Genomic DNA, 15220 nt, shown 5'->3' with positions numbered 1-15220 from the left:
GGAGCGAGTGAATAAGGTGTCTGCGAGTGCCACCGGACCGTCATCCTGAACCGGGGGTTCAGGTGGGCGAGGGCAGACTGGCGTTGGGTTCATCTGACGCGAGACGATCACGCTCACCAGCCAATGTACCAAGCCCGTGCTCTATGAGCATTGGTTCAAGGAAATATAAAGCCCGGCGCGCACCGCAGACAGCCGGATTGTAGGCCCTTGAAGGCCTGCGTGCGGAGCTCAGAGCAATTGACCGTCGGATTCGATCGCCCGGTCCAGCCTTTGCAACAGTTGGCTCAGGCGGTCCTGGCTTTCGGGCGTGGTGGTGTCGGTCGGTGTGGCCGCCGCACTGGGGGCAGCAGCGGCGCTTTCACCTTGGTCAAATGCCAGATTGAGGGCGGCCAACACGGCAATGCGGTCACGGGCCTTGATCTTGCCGGCATCGCGAATCTTGCACATGGCCGCATCCACTTTTTGCACAGCTGATTGCAGACGCATCTCACCGCCCTCGGGGCAGCCCAGGATGTAGCTTTGGCCCATGATCTGGACTTCGATTTGTTTGGCGCTCATTGGGAAGCCTCTGGCGTAGCGGAAGCAGATGCCTGCGGCAAGCGCTCGATCAGGGAGTCCACCCGGGCCCGTGCAGCCGACAAGCGGGACTTGAGCTGATCGCGCTCCAGCGTGAGCGCATGAACTTGCTGGGTCAGCAAAACATGTGTGCGTTGCAACTCTTCATGACGAAGCAACAAGTGATCCACACGCTCGGCAATCTGATCGATGGTGTCGGGTTGGGCCATGGCAATCAAGTTAACAAAATTAATGCCATTGTAGGCCTTGACCACCCCTGTAGGCTGGCTGACAGCTTGCCGCCTAAAATAGCCTGCAGTTGGTGCTCGCGAAGCCGGTTCACGGCCCGCAGTTCAACGGGAAGCAGGAGGGACAAGCCACCACGGCCGACCTAACCTGCGCTGCCCCCGCAACGGTAAGCAGACGGGTCTCCACTCGCGTGAAGACTCCGCTTTCATCTCAAACCACTGGTGACCCTGAAACAGGCCGCCGGGAAGGTGATGAAGGTCGCTCTGTCAGCCCGGATACCGGCCAACAAGGTGACTTGTCGCAAGACAGGTTGTAAAGCCCATGCACTGTCGGGGAAGGCGGTGAGGGCGTTTTGACTTGTTAGTTTTTCATGAAAATCAGTACTTTTCGTGCGCACGCTCTTCGCTCTGCTGTGCCTGCAATTTCCTTTTTGACTTTGACGTGTTCGGCTGTTTGGGCTCAGGCCCAAACGAACCAAGTTGTGGTCACGGCCAGTCGTACCGAGCAAATTCTCACCGACGTCTTGCCTCACACCACGGTACTTGGACGCGATGCAATTGAGCAATCCCAATTGACAGATCTGTCCAGTTTGCTTGCCCGCGAGGCGGGTTTCCAATTCACGCAGTCAGGCGGTCGCGGCAGCCAGTCCACAGCGTTCTTGCGCGGTGCCGCTTCCCTGCAAGTCCTGGTGCTTGTCGATGGCGTGCCCATGACGAAGCAGGACACCACAGGCGCGGTCAGCTTAGAGCACATCATGCTCGACCAGGTGGACCGCATTGAAATTGTGCGCGGCAACGTTTCAGCCATCCACGGCAGCGGTGCTGTGGGTGGTGTGATCCAGGTTTTCACGCGACAAGGTCAAACAGGCCAGTCAGCTTTTGTTACGGCTGAAGCGGGTTCGCTGCGCACCTCGCGACTGAATTTGGGCACCCAGGGCAAGCAGGGCGATTTCGCTTATGCCGTCTCTCTGGGCACTTTGTCGACTCGGGGCATCAATGCCGCCAACCTGTCGCAAACCCAAAATGCCAACCCTGACACCGACGGTTATCGAAATGACAGCCACAGCGTACACCTGAGCTATGACTTGGGTGCGGACCATAAAATCGGCTTGCGCTCTACACATTTCAATGGCCGCTTTGACTACGATGTGACCGGCAGTTATGCCGCACCCACCGATGTGCACAAGGGCACTACCCTCATTGACAGCAACACCGTCTATTGGTCAGGCAAGCTTAGCCCGATCTGGACCAGTCGACTGAATTATTCTGACGCTAAGGAGCGCAACACAACCGACACCGTCGGCGGTTACTCTTTCACCACGCAGGCTGAAACCCGCACCCGCTTGCTGTCCTGGACACATCAGGTCAGTTTGCCGGACCTGATTCTTTCAGGTGGCGTGGATCATCAAATTCAAGGCATTGATGCAGGAACGGATGGGGTCAATGAGTTGACGCGCCAACGCAATGCCAATGCGGTTTTTGGAGGGCTTGTTTACACGCGCGCAGCCCACAGTGCGCAGTTCAATCTACGGCATGACCGTGTGCAGGGATTAGTCAGCAAGGACTCGGTCTATCTGGGCTACGGCTATGACCTGAATACGCAATGGAAACTGATTGCAAGCCATGCCACCGCATTCAATGTGCCTCCCTTGGGCTACCTGTTTGACCCCTACAGCGGCAATCCCGGCCTGCGCCCTGAAAGTGCTTCCACCAATGAAGTGGGTGTGCAGTGGGCCAATGGGGTGCATCGCCTGCGTTCGACCTTGTTCGATACGCGAACAAAGGACTTGTTACTCTATGACATGAGCACTTGGCAATTCAGTAATGTCAGCAGCGTTAAAAACCAGGGCCTTGAGACCAGTTACAGCGGCCGCATCCATGCCACAGACCTGCGCGCCAGCTTGACCGTACAGGACCCGATCAACGAATCCACGGGGCAGCAACTGGTGCGCAGGGCCAGAACCTTGGCGTCTGCATCTGTGTCGCAAGCGATGGGTTTGCTCACCTTGGGCGGTAGCGTCCGTTATACGGGGGCTCGCCCCGACATCGATGGCAAGCCACAGTTGCCCAGCTATGTTTTGTTGGACTTGACAGCTCGGTATGCTTTAACCCGCGATTGGACCTTGTTTGGTCGTGTGGAGAACGCCACCGACAGCCACTATCAGACGGCTTATGGCTACAACCAACTGCCCAGAACCACCTATGTGGGTCTGAGTTGGAAATTCAAATCTTGATCGCAAATCGGACTTGAATATGCACGACTTGCTGCCCCAACGCATCGTCTGCCTCACCGAAGAGGCCACGGAGTGGCTTTACCTCTTGGGGCAGGAGGCGCGCATTGTGGGCATCTCGGGCTACACGGTGCGGCCGCGCCGGGCCCGGGAGGAAAAGCCCAAGGTCAGTGCTTTTTTGAGCGCCAAGATCGACAAGATCCTGGCGCTCAAGCCCGATTGTGTTTTTGGTTTTTCGGACCTGCAGGCCGACATTGCGGCTTTGCTCATCAAGGCCGGCGTTCAGGTCACCATCTTCAACCAGCGCAGCGTCGATGAGATTTTCTCGATGCTCTACCAAGTGGCCGCGATGGTCGGGGAGACCGAGCAGGGCCTGCAAAGGCTGGCCGCCATGCGCGCAGAACTGGACGCCATTGCGCACAAGGCGGCGGGTTTCAAGCGCCGACCGAAAGTGTTTTTTGAAGAGTGGGACGAACCCCACATCAGCGGCATCCGATGGGTGTCGGAGTTGATGGGCATCGCTGGCGGTGACGATGTGTTCCCCGAGCTGGCGGTGCAAGCCATGGGCCGTGACCGCATCATTGCCGACAGCCAAACCATCATCGACCGTGCACCGGACATCATCATTGGCTCTTGGTGTGGCAAGAAATTCCGACCCGAAAAAGTCGCAGCACGCCCTGGCTGGCAAGACGTGCCTGCGGTGCGCAACGGGCAGGTGTTTGAAATCAAGTCGGCCGATATTTTGCAACCGGGCCCCGCAGCGCTGACCGATGGCGTGGCGCAGTTGCACCGCATCATCAGCCATTGGGAGGCGCAATATGCGTGATGCCCTTCGTGGCCTAGTGCTGCTGCTACTGCTGCTGGTGTGCGGGCTGGCCTTTCAGGCCCATGCACGCACGGTGCAAGGCGATGGCCTGCAAAAAGTCGAGATCGCAGTGGCGCCCCAACGCATCGTCAGCCTCTTGCCCTCCTTGACGGAAACCGTCTGTGCATTGGGTGCCTGCCCGCGCTTGGTGGGTCTGGACCGTTATTCCAACTGGCCCGAATCACTCCAGTCCTTGCCCCGTGTGGGCGGCGGCCTGGACCCCAACATCGAAAGCATCGTGGCCCTCAAACCCGATTTGGTGCTGGCCGCAGGGTCCACCCGAGGCGTTGAGCGTCTGGAGGCGCTGGGTCTGAAAGTCCTGCGCTTGGAGCCCCGCACCCATGCCGATGTGCAGCGGGTCTTGCGCACCGTGGCCGAGGCCTTGTTCCTGCCAGAGGCCGACAGTCAGAGGGTCTGGCGCGAGATGCAGGCCGGTGTGCAAGCGGCGGTGCAGTCGCTCAGTGCGCAGGCGCGGCAACAAAAAGTGTATTTTGAAGTCAGCCCCGCACCTTACGGGGCCAGCGCATCGTCCTTCATTGGCGAGACCCTCACGCGCATGGGGGTGGGCAACATCTTGCCGGCCTCGTTGGGCCCGTTTCCGCAGGTCAACCCCGAATTCGTGGTGCGTGCGCAACCCGATGTGATCATGGCGGGCGACAGCAGCCGAGCCAGCATGGTTCAGCGTCCGGGGTGGGCGGCCCTGCGCGCGATTCAGGCGCAGCGCATTTGCGTGTTCAAACCGGGCGAAGCCGACATGCTGGTGCGTGCTGGTCCCCGCATGGCCGAAGGCGCCCGGCTCATGGCCGACTGCCTGAACCGCGCCGCAGGCGCAAGCCAAGGGGCCTTGCGATGAACCCTTCTACGCACGCACTGCGCTGGGCTGGCATTTTGATGGTGCTGGGTGCGGCCACGGTGCTGCTGGGCACAGCAGCGGGCAGTGAGGGTTGGCAGGCTTGGTGGCTGTCGGGGGGCGATGCCGTCTCGCAGCAGATCGTGTTGGACATTCGTTTGCCGCGCAGCCTGGGGGCTTGGCTGGGAGGGTGCTTGCTGGGGCTGGCCGGGGCGGTGGCGCAAGGGCTGTTTCGCAACCCGCTGGCCGATCCGTATTTGTTGGGCAGTGCTTCGGGTGCTTCGCTGGGCGTGGGCACCTATTGGAGCTTGTGGGGTGGCAGTGCCTGGGCCATGAACGGATGGATGGGGTTGGGCCTGACCGGCGCAGCCTTCGTGGGCGCGGTGTTGGCGGTGCTCTTGACCTTGCTCTTGGCGCGTGGCGTGCAGCAGACCTTGCGCCTGCTGTTGGCGGGGGTGGTGGTCGGCGTGGTGCTGGGCGCCGTGACGTCGATGATGTCTTTGCTGCAGCCTCAGGTGCAGCAGGCCATGCAGGGCTTCATGCTGGGCTCCACCGCTTTTGTGAGCTGGGCGGCCTGCGCCACCATGGCCTCGGTGTTGGTGGTGGGCGTGGTGCTGGCCTGGGCGTTTGCCCGCGTGCTGGACGCTTTGACGCTGGGCGAAGCCACGGCGCAAAGCCTGGGCGTGCCCTTGCGCTGGGCGCGCATGGTGCTGGTGGGCGTGATTTCGCTGGCCACAGGGGCTGCCGTGGCGCACATCGGTCTGGTGGCCTTTGTGGGGCTGGCTGCACCGCACCTGGTGCGCACCTTGGTGCGCAGCACCCACGCGTGGCATGTGTGCTTGGCAGCCCTCGTGGGCGGGGCCTTGCTGGCCTTGGCCGATGTGATGGCCCGCGTTCTGTTTGCCCCACAAGAATTGCCTGTGGGCATGCTGACGGCGGTCTTGGGTGGTGCTTACCTGCTGTGGCGGGTTTACCGAGGTTCGGGGGGCGCGCGATGAACGCCTTGCCCCTCAACCCTGCTTTGCAAACTCGTGACCTGCGTGTGCAGCTCGGTGGTCGCCCTGTGCTGAACGGCATCGACTTGCAGATCCAGACCGGGCGCTGGACTTGTGTGGTCGGCCCCAATGGCGCGGGCAAGTCCACCTTGCTCAAGGCACTGGCGGGCCTGCTGCCGCACACCGGTCAGGTGCATTGGCAAGGGCAGGCGCTTGAGACGCTGTCGGGCCGCGAACGTGCGCTGCAACTGTCTTGGTTGGGCCAAGGCGAAGCCAGCACGATGGATTTGCGCGTGTGGGATGTGGCCATGTTGGGCCGCCTGCCGCACCAAGCTTGGCTGGGCGCGCCCACCGACAAAGACGCCCAGATGGTCGAGGCCGCCCTCAAGGCCACACAGGCTTGGGACTGGCGTGAGCGCACGTTGGGTGAACTGTCGGGTGGCGAGCGCCAGCGCGTGCTGCTGGCCCGCGCCATGGCTGGCAATGCGCCGGTGATGCTGATGGACGAACCCCTGGCCAACCTCGACCCGCCGCACCAGGTGGACTGGCTGGAGCAGGTCCATTGCCTGATCGCCCAAGGCACCACGGTGGTGAGCGTGTTGCACGAGATCGGCATGGCCTTGCATGCCGACGAAGTCATTGTTCTGGACCAAGGCCGCGTGCTTCACCACGGCGCTTGCAGCGACCCGGTCACCCATGCGGCCATCGAATCGGTGTTCAACCGCCGCATCCGCATCCGAGCGCTGGACGGCCAATGGCTTGTTTTGCCGCACAGGGTCGCTCATTGACTGGCCGCTAGAATCTGATCCATGGAACTCAAAATCGTCGTTTACTCCAAGTCCGCATGCCCCCAATGTGAGTCCGCCAAAATGGTGCTCAAAACCAAGTCGCTGGCTTTTGAAGAAGTCAAAATCGACAGCGAAGAAGAGCGCATGGCGTTCTACGAAAAATGCGGTCCGTCGGTGCGCCAGATGCCCCAGATCTTCATCAACGATCAACGCGTGGGTGGTTTGGCCGGCTTGCAGGCGGCCTTGGCGCAGCTCGGCCGCTGAGCCTTACTTTTTGGGTTTGGCTGGCGAAGCGGCTTTCTTGGCCGGTGCGCTGGCCTTGCCTGTTTCTTCCAGACACATCAAAGTGTCCACATGGGCCATGAAGCGGCTGAGGTAGTCCGCTGAGGCATCGCGCATCAAGCCCAGTGAGCGCAAGACCAACATGTGCGAGTTGATGGGGCCCGCGTTTTGTGGCGCTTGGGCAATGGCTTGCCTGACCTGTTTTTGCACGCTGATTTGGCTCAGCTGTTTTTTGAACTGCTGGACCTTGGGGCTTTCTGCACGCCAAGCGTTGGTTTTCAGGACAGGCCCTGCGGGTGCGGCCAAGCTGCCTTGCACCGCGGGGGCATGTCGGGCCATGTCGCTGAGCAAGGCCGCAAAGGGTGAAGGCGAAGGCGAAGGCGAGGGCGCTTGCCGCGCCGTGCTGGACGGTTGGGGGGCCGCGTCCAGTCTGCGCTTGAATTGCACCAAAGCCTTGTTCAATTTCTCGTTCAGCAGCGCTTGCGCTGGCCCGCTGTGTCCGCCAGAGCGTTTGGCCAGTGCCTCGATGTAATGCCAGCCAACCGCATCAAAGCGCGCAGCCCCGGCCACCCGAAGCGACTCCAGCAGGGCCATGGGGGCAACGTTGGGGGCTGACAGCTCGGACCAGGCTGGGTTCATGGCTTGCTGGCGTTCGTTGATTTGGGCACCGGGGCCATTTCCACACGCCGATTCTGGGCGCGGGTTTTCTCGTTGCTGTTGGCCACCAGTGGCTGTTCTTGCCCAAAGGCTGCGGCAAACAGCATGGATGAGGGCATGCCTTCTTCGATCAGGGTGCGCGTCACCGTCAAAGCACGTTGGGCCGACAGCTCCCAGTTGTCTTCGAATTGGCGGTTGCGGCTCTTGATGGACTGGTCATCGGTGAAGCCGCTGACCATCAGCATTTCGTCACGCGTTTGAAGGTAACTGCGCAGCGGCACCACCAAGCTTTTGAGCAGCTTGCGGCCCTCGGGTTCGAGCTTGTCGGAGTTCAGTTCAAACAAGAGCTTGCCGCTGATGCCGATGCGGCCATTGTTCAAAGTGATGCGCCCACTGGCCAGCGGAACGGCCAAGGCTTTTTCCAGGGTCAGGCGTTTTTGTTCCTCGACCTGGCGTTTTTCAACCTCGGCTTCTAGGCGTGTAGCCATGTCCAGCTGCGCGGCCATGACGCCCACCAGCAAGAGCACAAAGGCGCCCAGCAGGCCGGTCATCAGATCGGCAAACGAGATCCAGACCGGCGAGGTGGACTCGACGTCTGCGTCGTTGTCCAGCATCAAGCGGCTCCCTCATGGGCCTGGGCAGCGCGGGCTTGCAGCGTTTCCAGCACGTCTTTTTGCGAGGTGATGCTCAGGTCGATGATCTCGCGGGCTTGGGCCACGTAGTAGGCCAGTTGCTCGTCGCTGCGGGTCATGGACTTGTCGATCGCTTGTTCGATGCGCTGCAGGTTGCCCATGAGCTTTTCGTTGCTCTCGTTGAACGAGCGCACCGCAAAGGCGAAGGTCTCGCCCAAGCTGGCCACGTCCACCGCGCTGGCGGTCACTTGCGCGGCGATATCGCCCAGCTTGGCCGACTCGCTGCTCACGTGGGCGATGAACTGGCTGTTGGCTTGGTTCAAGGTGGCGGCCGATGAGCTGACCAGGTTGTCGATCACGCTGCGTTGTTCGGTCGATGCATGGTTGATCGCATCCAGCAAATGGCTGAGCGTGTCCAGGATGCGGGTGCGCTCTTCGAGCAGGGCGTTGTCGCGTGCCACGCTGACCGAGATTTCTTGGCGCAGCTGGCCAATGACTTCGGCGGCGGCCTTGGGCGCTTGCGAAGCGGTTTCGATCAGGCGGGTGATGGGGTCTTCCAGCGCCGTGCCCAAAGTGCTCAGGTGCGCGGTCACGGTGGTTTGCAACTCGCTCAAGCGGGCCACGGCGGCTTGGCCGCGCGCGTCTTCGGCCTCGCGCAGGGCCGACAGCTCGGTGCGCAGCAATGCGCTGAGCTCTTCCGAGCGCTGCGTGTGCTGCGCCGCCCATTGCGCTTCCGAGTCGATGCGCGCACGCATCAACTCTTCGCTGCTGGCCATGAGGCGGGTGACCTCGGCCAGGGTTTGCGTGGCCTGCGTCTGGGTGTGGGTGGTGATCGCTTGCGCGGTCTGGGCCAAGGTGTCGCAGATGGCTTGCTGCTGCGCCAGGGTTTGGCTGCCCGAGGCTTGCCACTGGCTGCTCAGCGATGCGGCCATCTGTTCGAGCGAGGCTTTCCATGCCTCCAGGCGCTGCTGGTCGGCGCTGCCTTGCTGGCTTTGCTGCTCGGCCTGGGCGGTTTGCATTTGGGCCAGCAGCGATTGGCTGCGTTGCGCAAAGGTCTGGCTGAAGCCGTCAAGCGTCTGGCCCACGCGCTCGAGCATGCCGGTGCTGCTGGTTTCGTGTTGGGCCAGGGCGGTGCTGTAGGTCTGCGCCACGCCCGCAGCGGTGGCGCTGAACTGTGCGTTGAGCTCGGCCAGCTGTTGCTGGGTGTTTTGCAGGAGCTGCTGGTTCATGTGCTGCGCCTGCTCGGCCATCTGCGTCATGGTCGCTTGCACCACGGGGCGGATGCCGTCGCTGGCCACTTGCATGCTCTGGCTCAGGCTGGTGCGCAGCGATTGGTCCACCGATTGCGCCAGGCCCGTGTAGGCCGTGTGCACTTCTTGGTGGAAGCTTTTTTGATTGGCCATCAAGCGTTCATTGATCTGCTCGCTGGTCTGGGCCATCTGCACCATCATGGCCTGCAGCTGCGTGACCACTTGGGGCAAGGCTTGCGATTGTTGCTGCAAGGCCTTGAAGGTTTCCTGCCGCTGGTGCGTGAGCGAGAAGCCGCGCAGGCTGCTGGTGATGCAGCTGTCCAGCGTTTGGCTCGCTTGGGCGCGTTCGCGGCGGGCCAGGCTGCTCATCAGGCCGAGCATGGCCGAGGTGGCCACACCGGCCACCGAGGTGCCAAAGGCCAGGCCCAGGCCTTTGATGGGCTCGGAGAATGCAGCGCGGATGCCCGCCACGTTGCTGGAGCCTTCCAGGGCGAAGACCGCGCCATTGAGCGTGACCACCATGCCCAAAAAAGTGCCCAGCATGCCGAGCATGACCAGCAGGCCCACCAGATAGGGCGTGAGCGCCGGTCCGGGCAAGCCTTGGCGTTCGCCTTCAATGCGTTGGCGCACGGCGTTTTGCAAGCTGGCGGGCAGGGTGATCAGCCAGTCGCTCAGGTTTTGCAAGTCGGCAGGGATGTCGCTCAGTGCCTGGTTCAGTGCGCGGGTGGCATCGCGGTAATGGCGCAGCTCCAGTGCGGCAAACACATAGACCGCGCCAATGACGGCGGTCATCACCAGCACCAAAAAGTGGCTGCTGGCCACAGCGGCCGCGACCCACAGGACGGCCAGTGCGCCAAGCCCGAAGGCGATCAGGAACGAATGTCGGCTCAGACGGTTCATGGGGGAGACGTACTTTCTTGGTTGAATGCTTCAAGCAGGCCCAGGGCCGGTTGCAGCCGGGTGTCCAGCTCGGCCAGCAAGGCGGTGCGCAGTTGCTGGCGCCACGGCAAGAGCCAGGCATCGGGCTTGAGGGGCGGCGCGTTGGCGTCTTCGGCGCTGGCTTCGGACTGCTTTTTGAGGTGTTGTTTGAGGGCTAGCGCAAAGCGTTTTTCAAGCAGCTTGGGCACTTTGCCCAAGAGCATCGCTTCGCGTTCGCTGAGGATGTTTTCAAAGCTGGCGTCCAGTGCCGCCAGTTGCTGCAAGGCCGTTGTGCTTTTGGCCAGTTGCCCGCGCATTTGCGCGCGCAGGGTGCGCACTTGGGTTTCCATCTGGCGCTGGTGCGCCGTGTAAAACCGCCGGTAGGGCTCAAACGCGATCTTGGGCTCCAGCGGCTCGTCCAGTTTGGCCGGTGGCATCTCGATGCGCGCCAGGCCCGTACCCGAGGGCGCGCCTTGTGCGATGGATTGTTCCAGCGCAGCTTTGACTTTGTCGAAGTGCCGTGTCAAGGCCTCCTGCGTCATCACCCCCGCGCGGCGCTGGTGTGCAGCCAAGGGCTGCTCAGCATGTGGCTCGGGGTTGAGCAAGCCGTGCAGGGCAATCGCCTGGCGAAAGTCCAGCCAGTCGCCCAGTTTCTGGCCGACATCCTCCGTGACCTGGACAGCATCGAGCATGGCGTTTTCACTCAGAAAATGCACAAGCTTGGAACTGTGGATGTGGGCACGCGGCAGGGCTCGCGTCATGGACGTGTCGGGTTGGCGTTGGATGGCAAAGCTGGGCGCTTTCAAGAAGATGGGCCGGTGTGCCCGCGTCAGGTGACGGTCTTGCAAGCGGAAGGGGGTGTGCCGGTCAGGGCACGGGTCGCTCAAAGCGACCCTGTTATGGGTGGTGATTTTACCCGCCGACAGAGCCACCCAAGGGCTCCATTCGAGTTCCAAAGTACGCTGAAAGGCGAGCTGGTTTCAAGTCGTTTTGGGCTTGAAATCGCAGCAAGCCGCCACCGCGCATTGCGTGCATAGCGGTTTGCGCGCTTGGCACACATAGCGACCGTGCAGGATCAACCAGTGGTGCGCATCCACCAAATACTTGGCGGGAATGCGTTTGAGCAATTTGAGCTCTACCGCCAAAGGCGTTTTGCCTGGGGCCAGCCCAGTGCGGTTGCCCAGACGAAAGATGTGCGTGTCCACCGCCATGGTCGGCTCGCCAAAAGCCGAATTGAGCACCACATTGGCCGTTTTGCGGCCCACGCCGGGCAGGGCTTCCAAGGCTTCACGGGTGCGGGGCACTTGGCCGTCGTGCTGCTCCACCAGAATGCGGCAGGTCTCCAACAGGTGCTTGGCTTTGCTGTGGAAAAGGCCAATGGTCTTGATGTAACTCTCCAAACCGGCCAGCCCCAGGTCCAGGATTTTTTGAGGCGTGCCCGCCACAGGGAACAATTTGCGCGTGGCCTTGTTCACCCCCACGTCGGTGGCCTGTGCCGAGAGCAACACGGCCGCCAGCAACTCGAACACGCTGGTGTATTCCAGCTCGGTCACGGGCATGGGGTTGGCGGCTTGCAGGGTGGCAAAGAAGCTTTCAATCTGTGCGGGTTTCATGAGGGTCAAAAGTAGGTGTGCAGATGTTGGCAAAATGTCGGCCAAGTCAACACGGGAAGATACACCATGCCTTTGCAGTTCGCAGACCGCCTGAACAACGTCGAAACCTCCGCCATCCGTGAGCTGTTCAAGCTTTTGGGCAAGCCCGGCATCATCAGCTTTGCCGGGGGCTTTCCTGACAGCGCCATGTTTGACGTGGAGGGCATCCGCGAAGCCAGCAATGCCGCCCTGAGCCAAGACCCCGGCGCAGCCCTGCAATACGGCGCAACAGAAGGCTTTGGCCCCCTGCGCGAGCAACTGGCCCACTTCATGGGCCAAAAGGGCGCGAAAGACGTGGCCGCCGACCAGCTGATCGTGACCACCGGCAGCCAGCAGGCGCTGGACTTGATCGGCAAAACCATGATCAGCCCCGGTGACAAGGTGATCGTGGAAGGCCCGACATTCCTCGCCACCATTCAGTGCTTCCGTTTGTATGGGGCCGAACTCATCAGCGCCCCGGTGGACGGCCAGGGTGTGAAGACCGACGAGCTGGAAAAGCTGATCGCCGAGCACCAACCGAAGTTTGTGTATTTGATCCCCACCTTTGGCAACCCCAGCGGTGCCTTGCTCAGCGCCGAGCGCCGCCAACAGGTGCTGGAAATGGCCGTCAAGCACCAGACCCTGATCGTCGAAGACGACCCTTATGGTGATTTGTATTTTGGCGAAGCACCACCACCCAGTCTGCTGGCCATGAGCGCATCGGTGCCCGGCAGCCGTGAGCTGCTGGTGCATTGCGGGTCTCTGTCCAAAGTGCTGTCGCCTGGCCTGCGTGTGGGCTGGATGGTGGCCCCCGCCGAATTGCTGGCCCGCGCCACCATGTGCAAACAGTTCAGTGACGCCCATACCAGCACCTTTGCCCAGGCCACGGCCGCGCAATACCTGTTGGCGGGTCGCATGCCGGCCACGCTGGACAAAGTGCGTGCCGTTTATGCCCAACGCGCCCAAACCATGGGCGACGCGCTGCGCCGCGAATTGGGCGATGCGGTCGAGTTTGTGCAGCCCCAAGGCGGCCTGTTCGTTTGGGCACGCCTGACGGGCGCAGGTGGCAAGGTGGCTGACGGCAATGTGTTTGCCAAACGCGCCATCGAGCAAGGCGTGGCCTTCGTGCCGGGCACGCCATTCTTCTGCGCCAATCCCGACCATGCCACCTTCCGCCTGAGCTTTGCCACCGTGGGCGAAGACAAGATCCTGGAGGGCGTATCCCGCCTGGCCAAAGCGCTGTGAGCTTGGTCTTGTAGGAGCCCACCCCCGTGGGCGATTTTGAGCACACCGACACACCATGCAATCGCCCACGGGGTGGGCTCCTACAAAAACCAGCATTGGCCTCGTAGGAGCCCACCCCGTGGGCGGTCAGCGCCAGCGGCCCCAAGGCATTGCCCAAGAGCTTGGGCTGTGGTCAACCCTGAAACACCATGAACAACGAACTGTGTATCACCGTCAATGGCACCGAAGTCTGGCTCCAGGGGCAGGGCGACGTAGTCATCCTCATGCTGCACGGCTGGCCCGACACCCGTGCGCTTTGGGACGGCACCGTGGCCGCTTTGCAAGACCGCGCCACCTGCGCCCGCCTGACGCTGCCGGGTTTTGAAACCGGCCCCTCTGCCACCAGCTTGGATGACATGTGCCAGCTGCTGCGCCAGATCGTGGACCGGATCAGCCCTGGCAAAGCCGTGACCCTGATGCTGCACGACTGGGGTTGCATTTTTGGTTATGAGTTCGCCATGCGCCACGCAGAGCGAGTGGCCCGCGTGGTGGCGGTGGATGTGGGGGACCACAATTCAGGCGCCTTGCTGCGCAGCTGGGGCACCAAGGAAAAACTGTCTGTGATGGGCTACCAGGTCTGGCTGGCCCTGGCGTGGAAGTTAGGTGGTAACTTGGGCACCCGAATGACCCGCGCCATGGCGCGCTGGCTGCGTTGCCCGACCGACCCAGAGCGCATCACCCACAAGATGAACTACCCCTACGCCATGCAGTGGTTCGGCACAGCGGGTGGATTCAAAGGCGCGGCTCAAATTCAGTTGCCCATGCCGCTCCTGTTTGTCTATGGTGAGCGCAAGCCCTTCATGTTCCATTCCGCCCAATGGCTTGAAAAAATTGCCGCCACGCCCGGCAGTGCGGTGCAGGGCTTGCCCTGCGGGCATTGGGTCATGATTTCACGGCCCGAAGCATTTCATGCGCGTGTGCGGGCTTGGCTTTGGGCCGAGTTGTGAAGCGAGGCGTGAGGCGTGAAGTGAGGGCGCAAGCATGAAACCCGACGATCTGATGAAGCTGGTCAGTACGCCCATGCCCTTTGGCAAACACAAGGGCACGTTGATCGCCGACTTGCCCGGTCACTACCTCAACTGGTTTGCGCGGGAAGGCTTTCCCAAAGGCGAGGTCGGCCAGTTGTTGCGGCTTATGCAAGAGATCGACCACAACGGCCTGAGCGATTTGCTCAAGCCCCTGCGTACCCCACGGTGAGCCTGATCACTCCTGCCCGTACATGATGTTGATGCGGGCCACGTATTTGGACGCCCCGGCACCCACCTGACGGCCTTCGTGCACCACCGAATGGGGGCCAAAGCCGTGGCGAAAGAACAGGGCAGAGCCCTTGCGGGGCAACACATCGACCCCGCTGCCATCGGGCCTGAACAGCCGGGTGCAACCACAGCTCACGCCGTCTTCCGGGCCATTGAGGTAAAGAATCATGGTCAGGCCCGAGCGCACGCTGTTGCCCCATTGCAACATGTCTCGGCGGTCTTCGCTCAGGCTATAGCCGGGCCATTCGCCGTCCACATGGCGGTTGAACACGTCGTTGGCGTCGTAGCGGTACATGTTCAGGCGCTGGCTGAGCAAGCCGTAAAGGGGTTGGCCATCGATGCTGGGGGGCAGCAGGTGCCGCATGCGGCTCATCAAAGGGTCGAGCAACCGGTCGTCGGCCACCCAATGCACCGATTTGTTCATGCGCATGCCCGGGGGCGTCTGGATGCCGGGGGCTTCGTCGCGGTAGCCCAGCAGTTCGCTGGCGGTGACGATGGCATCGGCTTCTTCGGGCGTGATCAACTCTGAAATCTCAAACGCCAGCAAGCCACCGAGTTCAATGTCGTGGCGGACCGATTTCAGGCTGGTTTGCGTTTTCAGTTGCAGCGCACGGGGGCTGCTGCTGAAGGCATGAATCGGCGTCATGGGCACCACGCCGCCCATGGGCAAGGAGCCGGGCATGTAGGCCACGGCCCAATGGGGCGGCCAGTCTTGCTGGGCCTCGTGGTCGTGGCTGATGGTGTCGAGTGTGGGGGATACGGTGCAGTTCATGGCCGT

17 protein-coding genes, 1 other RNA gene and 1 riboswitch are annotated in these 15220 nt (G+C 61.8%); of the genes, 9 read left to right on the top strand and 9 right to left on the bottom strand.

Translation table 11 applies throughout. The features are described 5' to 3' along the window. Positions 1–13: 13 nt before the first annotated feature. From ssrS to B9Z52_RS02030, 3 genes are all read right to left on the bottom strand, one after another. Positions 14–194, bottom strand: a non-coding RNA gene (ssrS, locus tag B9Z52_RS02040) — 6S RNA. A 34-nt stretch (positions 195–228) separates the two neighbouring features. Then, positions 229–558, bottom strand: a complete 330-nt coding sequence (locus B9Z52_RS02035; protein ID WP_108412176.1) for a cell division protein ZapA — start codon at positions 556–558, stop codon at positions 229–231. After that, on the bottom strand, positions 555–785 hold the full coding sequence (locus tag B9Z52_RS02030; RefSeq protein ID WP_108412349.1) for a DUF904 domain-containing protein: 231 nt from the start codon (positions 783–785) through the stop codon (positions 555–557). The genes B9Z52_RS02035 and B9Z52_RS02030 overlap by 4 nt, the downstream gene beginning before the upstream one ends. A gap of 73 nt (positions 786–858) precedes the next feature. Beyond that, positions 859–1106: riboswitch (cobalamin riboswitch) on the top strand. A gap of 68 nt (positions 1107–1174) precedes the next feature. Between B9Z52_RS02030 and B9Z52_RS02025 the strand changes: the two genes are divergently transcribed. Genes B9Z52_RS02025 through B9Z52_RS02000 form a run of 6 tightly spaced genes read left to right on the top strand, consistent with a single transcriptional unit; the run spans position 1175 to position 6796 of the window. After that, positions 1175–3037, top strand: a complete 1863-nt coding sequence (locus tag B9Z52_RS02025) for a TonB-dependent receptor domain-containing protein (RefSeq protein ID WP_108412175.1) — start codon at positions 1175–1177, stop codon at positions 3035–3037. A 19-nt stretch (positions 3038–3056) separates the two neighbouring features. Continuing rightward, on the top strand, positions 3057–3860 hold the full coding sequence (locus tag B9Z52_RS02020) for a cobalamin-binding protein (RefSeq protein WP_108412174.1): 804 nt from the start codon (positions 3057–3059) through the stop codon (positions 3858–3860). Then, entirely contained in the window at positions 3853–4752 is a 900-nt protein-coding gene (locus B9Z52_RS02015) for an ABC transporter substrate-binding protein (protein WP_108412173.1), read from the top strand. Before B9Z52_RS02020 ends, B9Z52_RS02015 begins: the two co-directional genes overlap by 8 nt. After that, positions 4749–5747, top strand: a complete 999-nt coding sequence (locus B9Z52_RS02010) for an iron ABC transporter permease (RefSeq protein WP_108412172.1) — start codon at positions 4749–4751, stop codon at positions 5745–5747. The genes B9Z52_RS02015 and B9Z52_RS02010 overlap by 4 nt, the downstream gene beginning before the upstream one ends. Continuing rightward, on the top strand, positions 5744–6532 hold the full coding sequence (locus B9Z52_RS02005) for an ABC transporter ATP-binding protein (RefSeq protein ID WP_108412171.1): 789 nt from the start codon (positions 5744–5746) through the stop codon (positions 6530–6532). Before B9Z52_RS02010 ends, B9Z52_RS02005 begins: the two co-directional genes overlap by 4 nt. 21 nt (positions 6533–6553) lie before the next feature. Then, complete coding sequence (locus tag B9Z52_RS02000; protein ID WP_108412170.1) at positions 6554–6796, top strand: glutaredoxin; 243 nt, start codon at positions 6554–6556, stop codon at positions 6794–6796. 3 nt (positions 6797–6799) lie between these two features. Here the strand turns inward: B9Z52_RS02000 and B9Z52_RS01995 are convergent, their stop codons facing one another. The 5 genes from B9Z52_RS01995 to nth all read right to left on the bottom strand — a co-directional run bounded on the left by B9Z52_RS01995 (position 6800) and on the right by nth (position 11884). Beyond that, a complete protein-coding gene (locus tag B9Z52_RS01995; protein WP_108412169.1) occupies positions 6800–7453 on the bottom strand; it encodes a DUF2894 domain-containing protein in 654 nt (217 codons plus the stop codon). After that, a complete protein-coding gene (locus B9Z52_RS01990) occupies positions 7450–8085 on the bottom strand; it encodes an OmpA family protein (RefSeq protein ID WP_108412168.1) in 636 nt (211 codons plus the stop codon). Before B9Z52_RS01990 ends, B9Z52_RS01995 begins: the two co-directional genes overlap by 4 nt. Further along, entirely contained in the window at positions 8085–10253 is a 2169-nt protein-coding gene (locus B9Z52_RS01985; protein ID WP_233251772.1) for a DUF802 domain-containing protein, read from the bottom strand. The genes B9Z52_RS01990 and B9Z52_RS01985 overlap by 1 nt, the downstream gene beginning before the upstream one ends. After that, on the bottom strand, positions 10250–11158 hold the full coding sequence (locus tag B9Z52_RS01980; RefSeq protein WP_233251771.1) for a DUF3348 family protein: 909 nt from the start codon (positions 11156–11158) through the stop codon (positions 10250–10252). Before B9Z52_RS01980 ends, B9Z52_RS01985 begins: the two co-directional genes overlap by 4 nt. Before the next feature lie 93 nt (positions 11159–11251). Then, positions 11252–11884 carry an endonuclease III gene (gene nth / locus B9Z52_RS01975; RefSeq protein ID WP_108412167.1) on the bottom strand — a complete coding sequence of 211 codons (633 nt, stop codon included), beginning with the start codon at positions 11882–11884 and terminating at the stop codon, positions 11252–11254. Positions 11885–11950: 66 nt separating this feature from the next. Between nth and B9Z52_RS01970 the strand changes: the two genes are divergently transcribed. The 3 genes from B9Z52_RS01970 to B9Z52_RS01960 all read left to right on the top strand — a co-directional run bounded on the left by B9Z52_RS01970 (position 11951) and on the right by B9Z52_RS01960 (position 14383). Then, positions 11951–13147 carry a PLP-dependent aminotransferase family protein gene (locus B9Z52_RS01970; protein WP_108412166.1) on the top strand — a complete coding sequence of 399 codons (1197 nt, stop codon included), beginning with the start codon at positions 11951–11953 and terminating at the stop codon, positions 13145–13147. 188 nt (positions 13148–13335) lie between these two features. Beyond that, positions 13336–14133 carry an alpha/beta fold hydrolase gene (locus tag B9Z52_RS01965; protein WP_108412165.1) on the top strand — a complete coding sequence of 266 codons (798 nt, stop codon included), beginning with the start codon at positions 13336–13338 and terminating at the stop codon, positions 14131–14133. A 34-nt stretch (positions 14134–14167) separates the two neighbouring features. Next, on the top strand, positions 14168–14383 hold the full coding sequence (locus B9Z52_RS01960; RefSeq protein WP_108373537.1) for a DUF3820 family protein: 216 nt from the start codon (positions 14168–14170) through the stop codon (positions 14381–14383). 6 nt (positions 14384–14389) lie between these two features. Here B9Z52_RS01960 and B9Z52_RS01955 read toward each other — a convergent pair whose 3' ends face one another. Continuing rightward, on the bottom strand, positions 14390–15214 hold the full coding sequence (locus B9Z52_RS01955) for a 2OG-Fe(II) oxygenase (RefSeq protein WP_108412164.1): 825 nt from the start codon (positions 15212–15214) through the stop codon (positions 14390–14392). Between the last annotated feature and the right edge of the window lie 6 nt (positions 15215–15220).

The organism is Limnohabitans sp. Jir72 (assembly GCF_003063575.1).
In the GTDB taxonomy this organism is placed as follows: Bacteria; Pseudomonadota; Gammaproteobacteria; order Burkholderiales; family Burkholderiaceae_C; genus Limnohabitans_A.
The sequence above is the reverse complement of the archived record's forward strand: the minus strand, read 5'-3'. Positions and strand labels throughout refer to the sequence as shown.

Excerpts from the sequence above, each read along its gene's own strand:
- B9Z52_RS02025 (WP_108412175.1), top strand. The coding sequence starts at position 1,175 with ATGAAAATCAGTACTTTTCGTGCGCACGCTCTTCGCTCTGCTGTGCCT.
- B9Z52_RS01985 (WP_233251772.1), bottom strand. The coding sequence starts at position 10,253 with ATGAACCGTCTGAGCCGACATTCGTTCCTGATCGCCTTCGGGCTTGGC.
- B9Z52_RS01955 (WP_108412164.1), bottom strand. The coding sequence starts at position 15,214 with ATGAACTGCACCGTATCCCCCACACTCGACACCATCAGCCACGACCAC.
- nth (WP_108412167.1), bottom strand. The coding sequence starts at position 11,884 with ATGAAACCCGCACAGATTGAAAGCTTCTTTGCCACCCTGCAAGCCGCC.
- B9Z52_RS02000 (WP_108412170.1), top strand. The coding sequence starts at position 6,554 with ATGGAACTCAAAATCGTCGTTTACTCCAAGTCCGCATGCCCCCAATGT.
- B9Z52_RS01995 (WP_108412169.1), bottom strand. The coding sequence starts at position 7,453 with ATGAACCCAGCCTGGTCCGAGCTGTCAGCCCCCAACGTTGCCCCCATG.
- B9Z52_RS02005 (WP_108412171.1), top strand. The coding sequence starts at position 5,744 with ATGAACGCCTTGCCCCTCAACCCTGCTTTGCAAACTCGTGACCTGCGT.
- B9Z52_RS01970 (WP_108412166.1), top strand. The coding sequence starts at position 11,951 with ATGCCTTTGCAGTTCGCAGACCGCCTGAACAACGTCGAAACCTCCGCC.
- B9Z52_RS02035 (WP_108412176.1), bottom strand. The coding sequence starts at position 558 with ATGAGCGCCAAACAAATCGAAGTCCAGATCATGGGCCAAAGCTACATC.
- B9Z52_RS02030 (WP_108412349.1), bottom strand. The coding sequence starts at position 785 with ATGGCCCAACCCGACACCATCGATCAGATTGCCGAGCGTGTGGATCAC.
- B9Z52_RS02020 (WP_108412174.1), top strand. The coding sequence starts at position 3,057 with ATGCACGACTTGCTGCCCCAACGCATCGTCTGCCTCACCGAAGAGGCC.
- B9Z52_RS02010 (WP_108412172.1), top strand. The coding sequence starts at position 4,749 with ATGAACCCTTCTACGCACGCACTGCGCTGGGCTGGCATTTTGATGGTG.
- B9Z52_RS01965 (WP_108412165.1), top strand. The coding sequence starts at position 13,336 with ATGAACAACGAACTGTGTATCACCGTCAATGGCACCGAAGTCTGGCTC.
- B9Z52_RS01960 (WP_108373537.1), top strand. The coding sequence starts at position 14,168 with ATGAAACCCGACGATCTGATGAAGCTGGTCAGTACGCCCATGCCCTTT.
- B9Z52_RS02015 (WP_108412173.1), top strand. The coding sequence starts at position 3,853 with ATGCGTGATGCCCTTCGTGGCCTAGTGCTGCTGCTACTGCTGCTGGTG.
- B9Z52_RS01990 (WP_108412168.1), bottom strand. The coding sequence starts at position 8,085 with ATGCTGGACAACGACGCAGACGTCGAGTCCACCTCGCCGGTCTGGATC.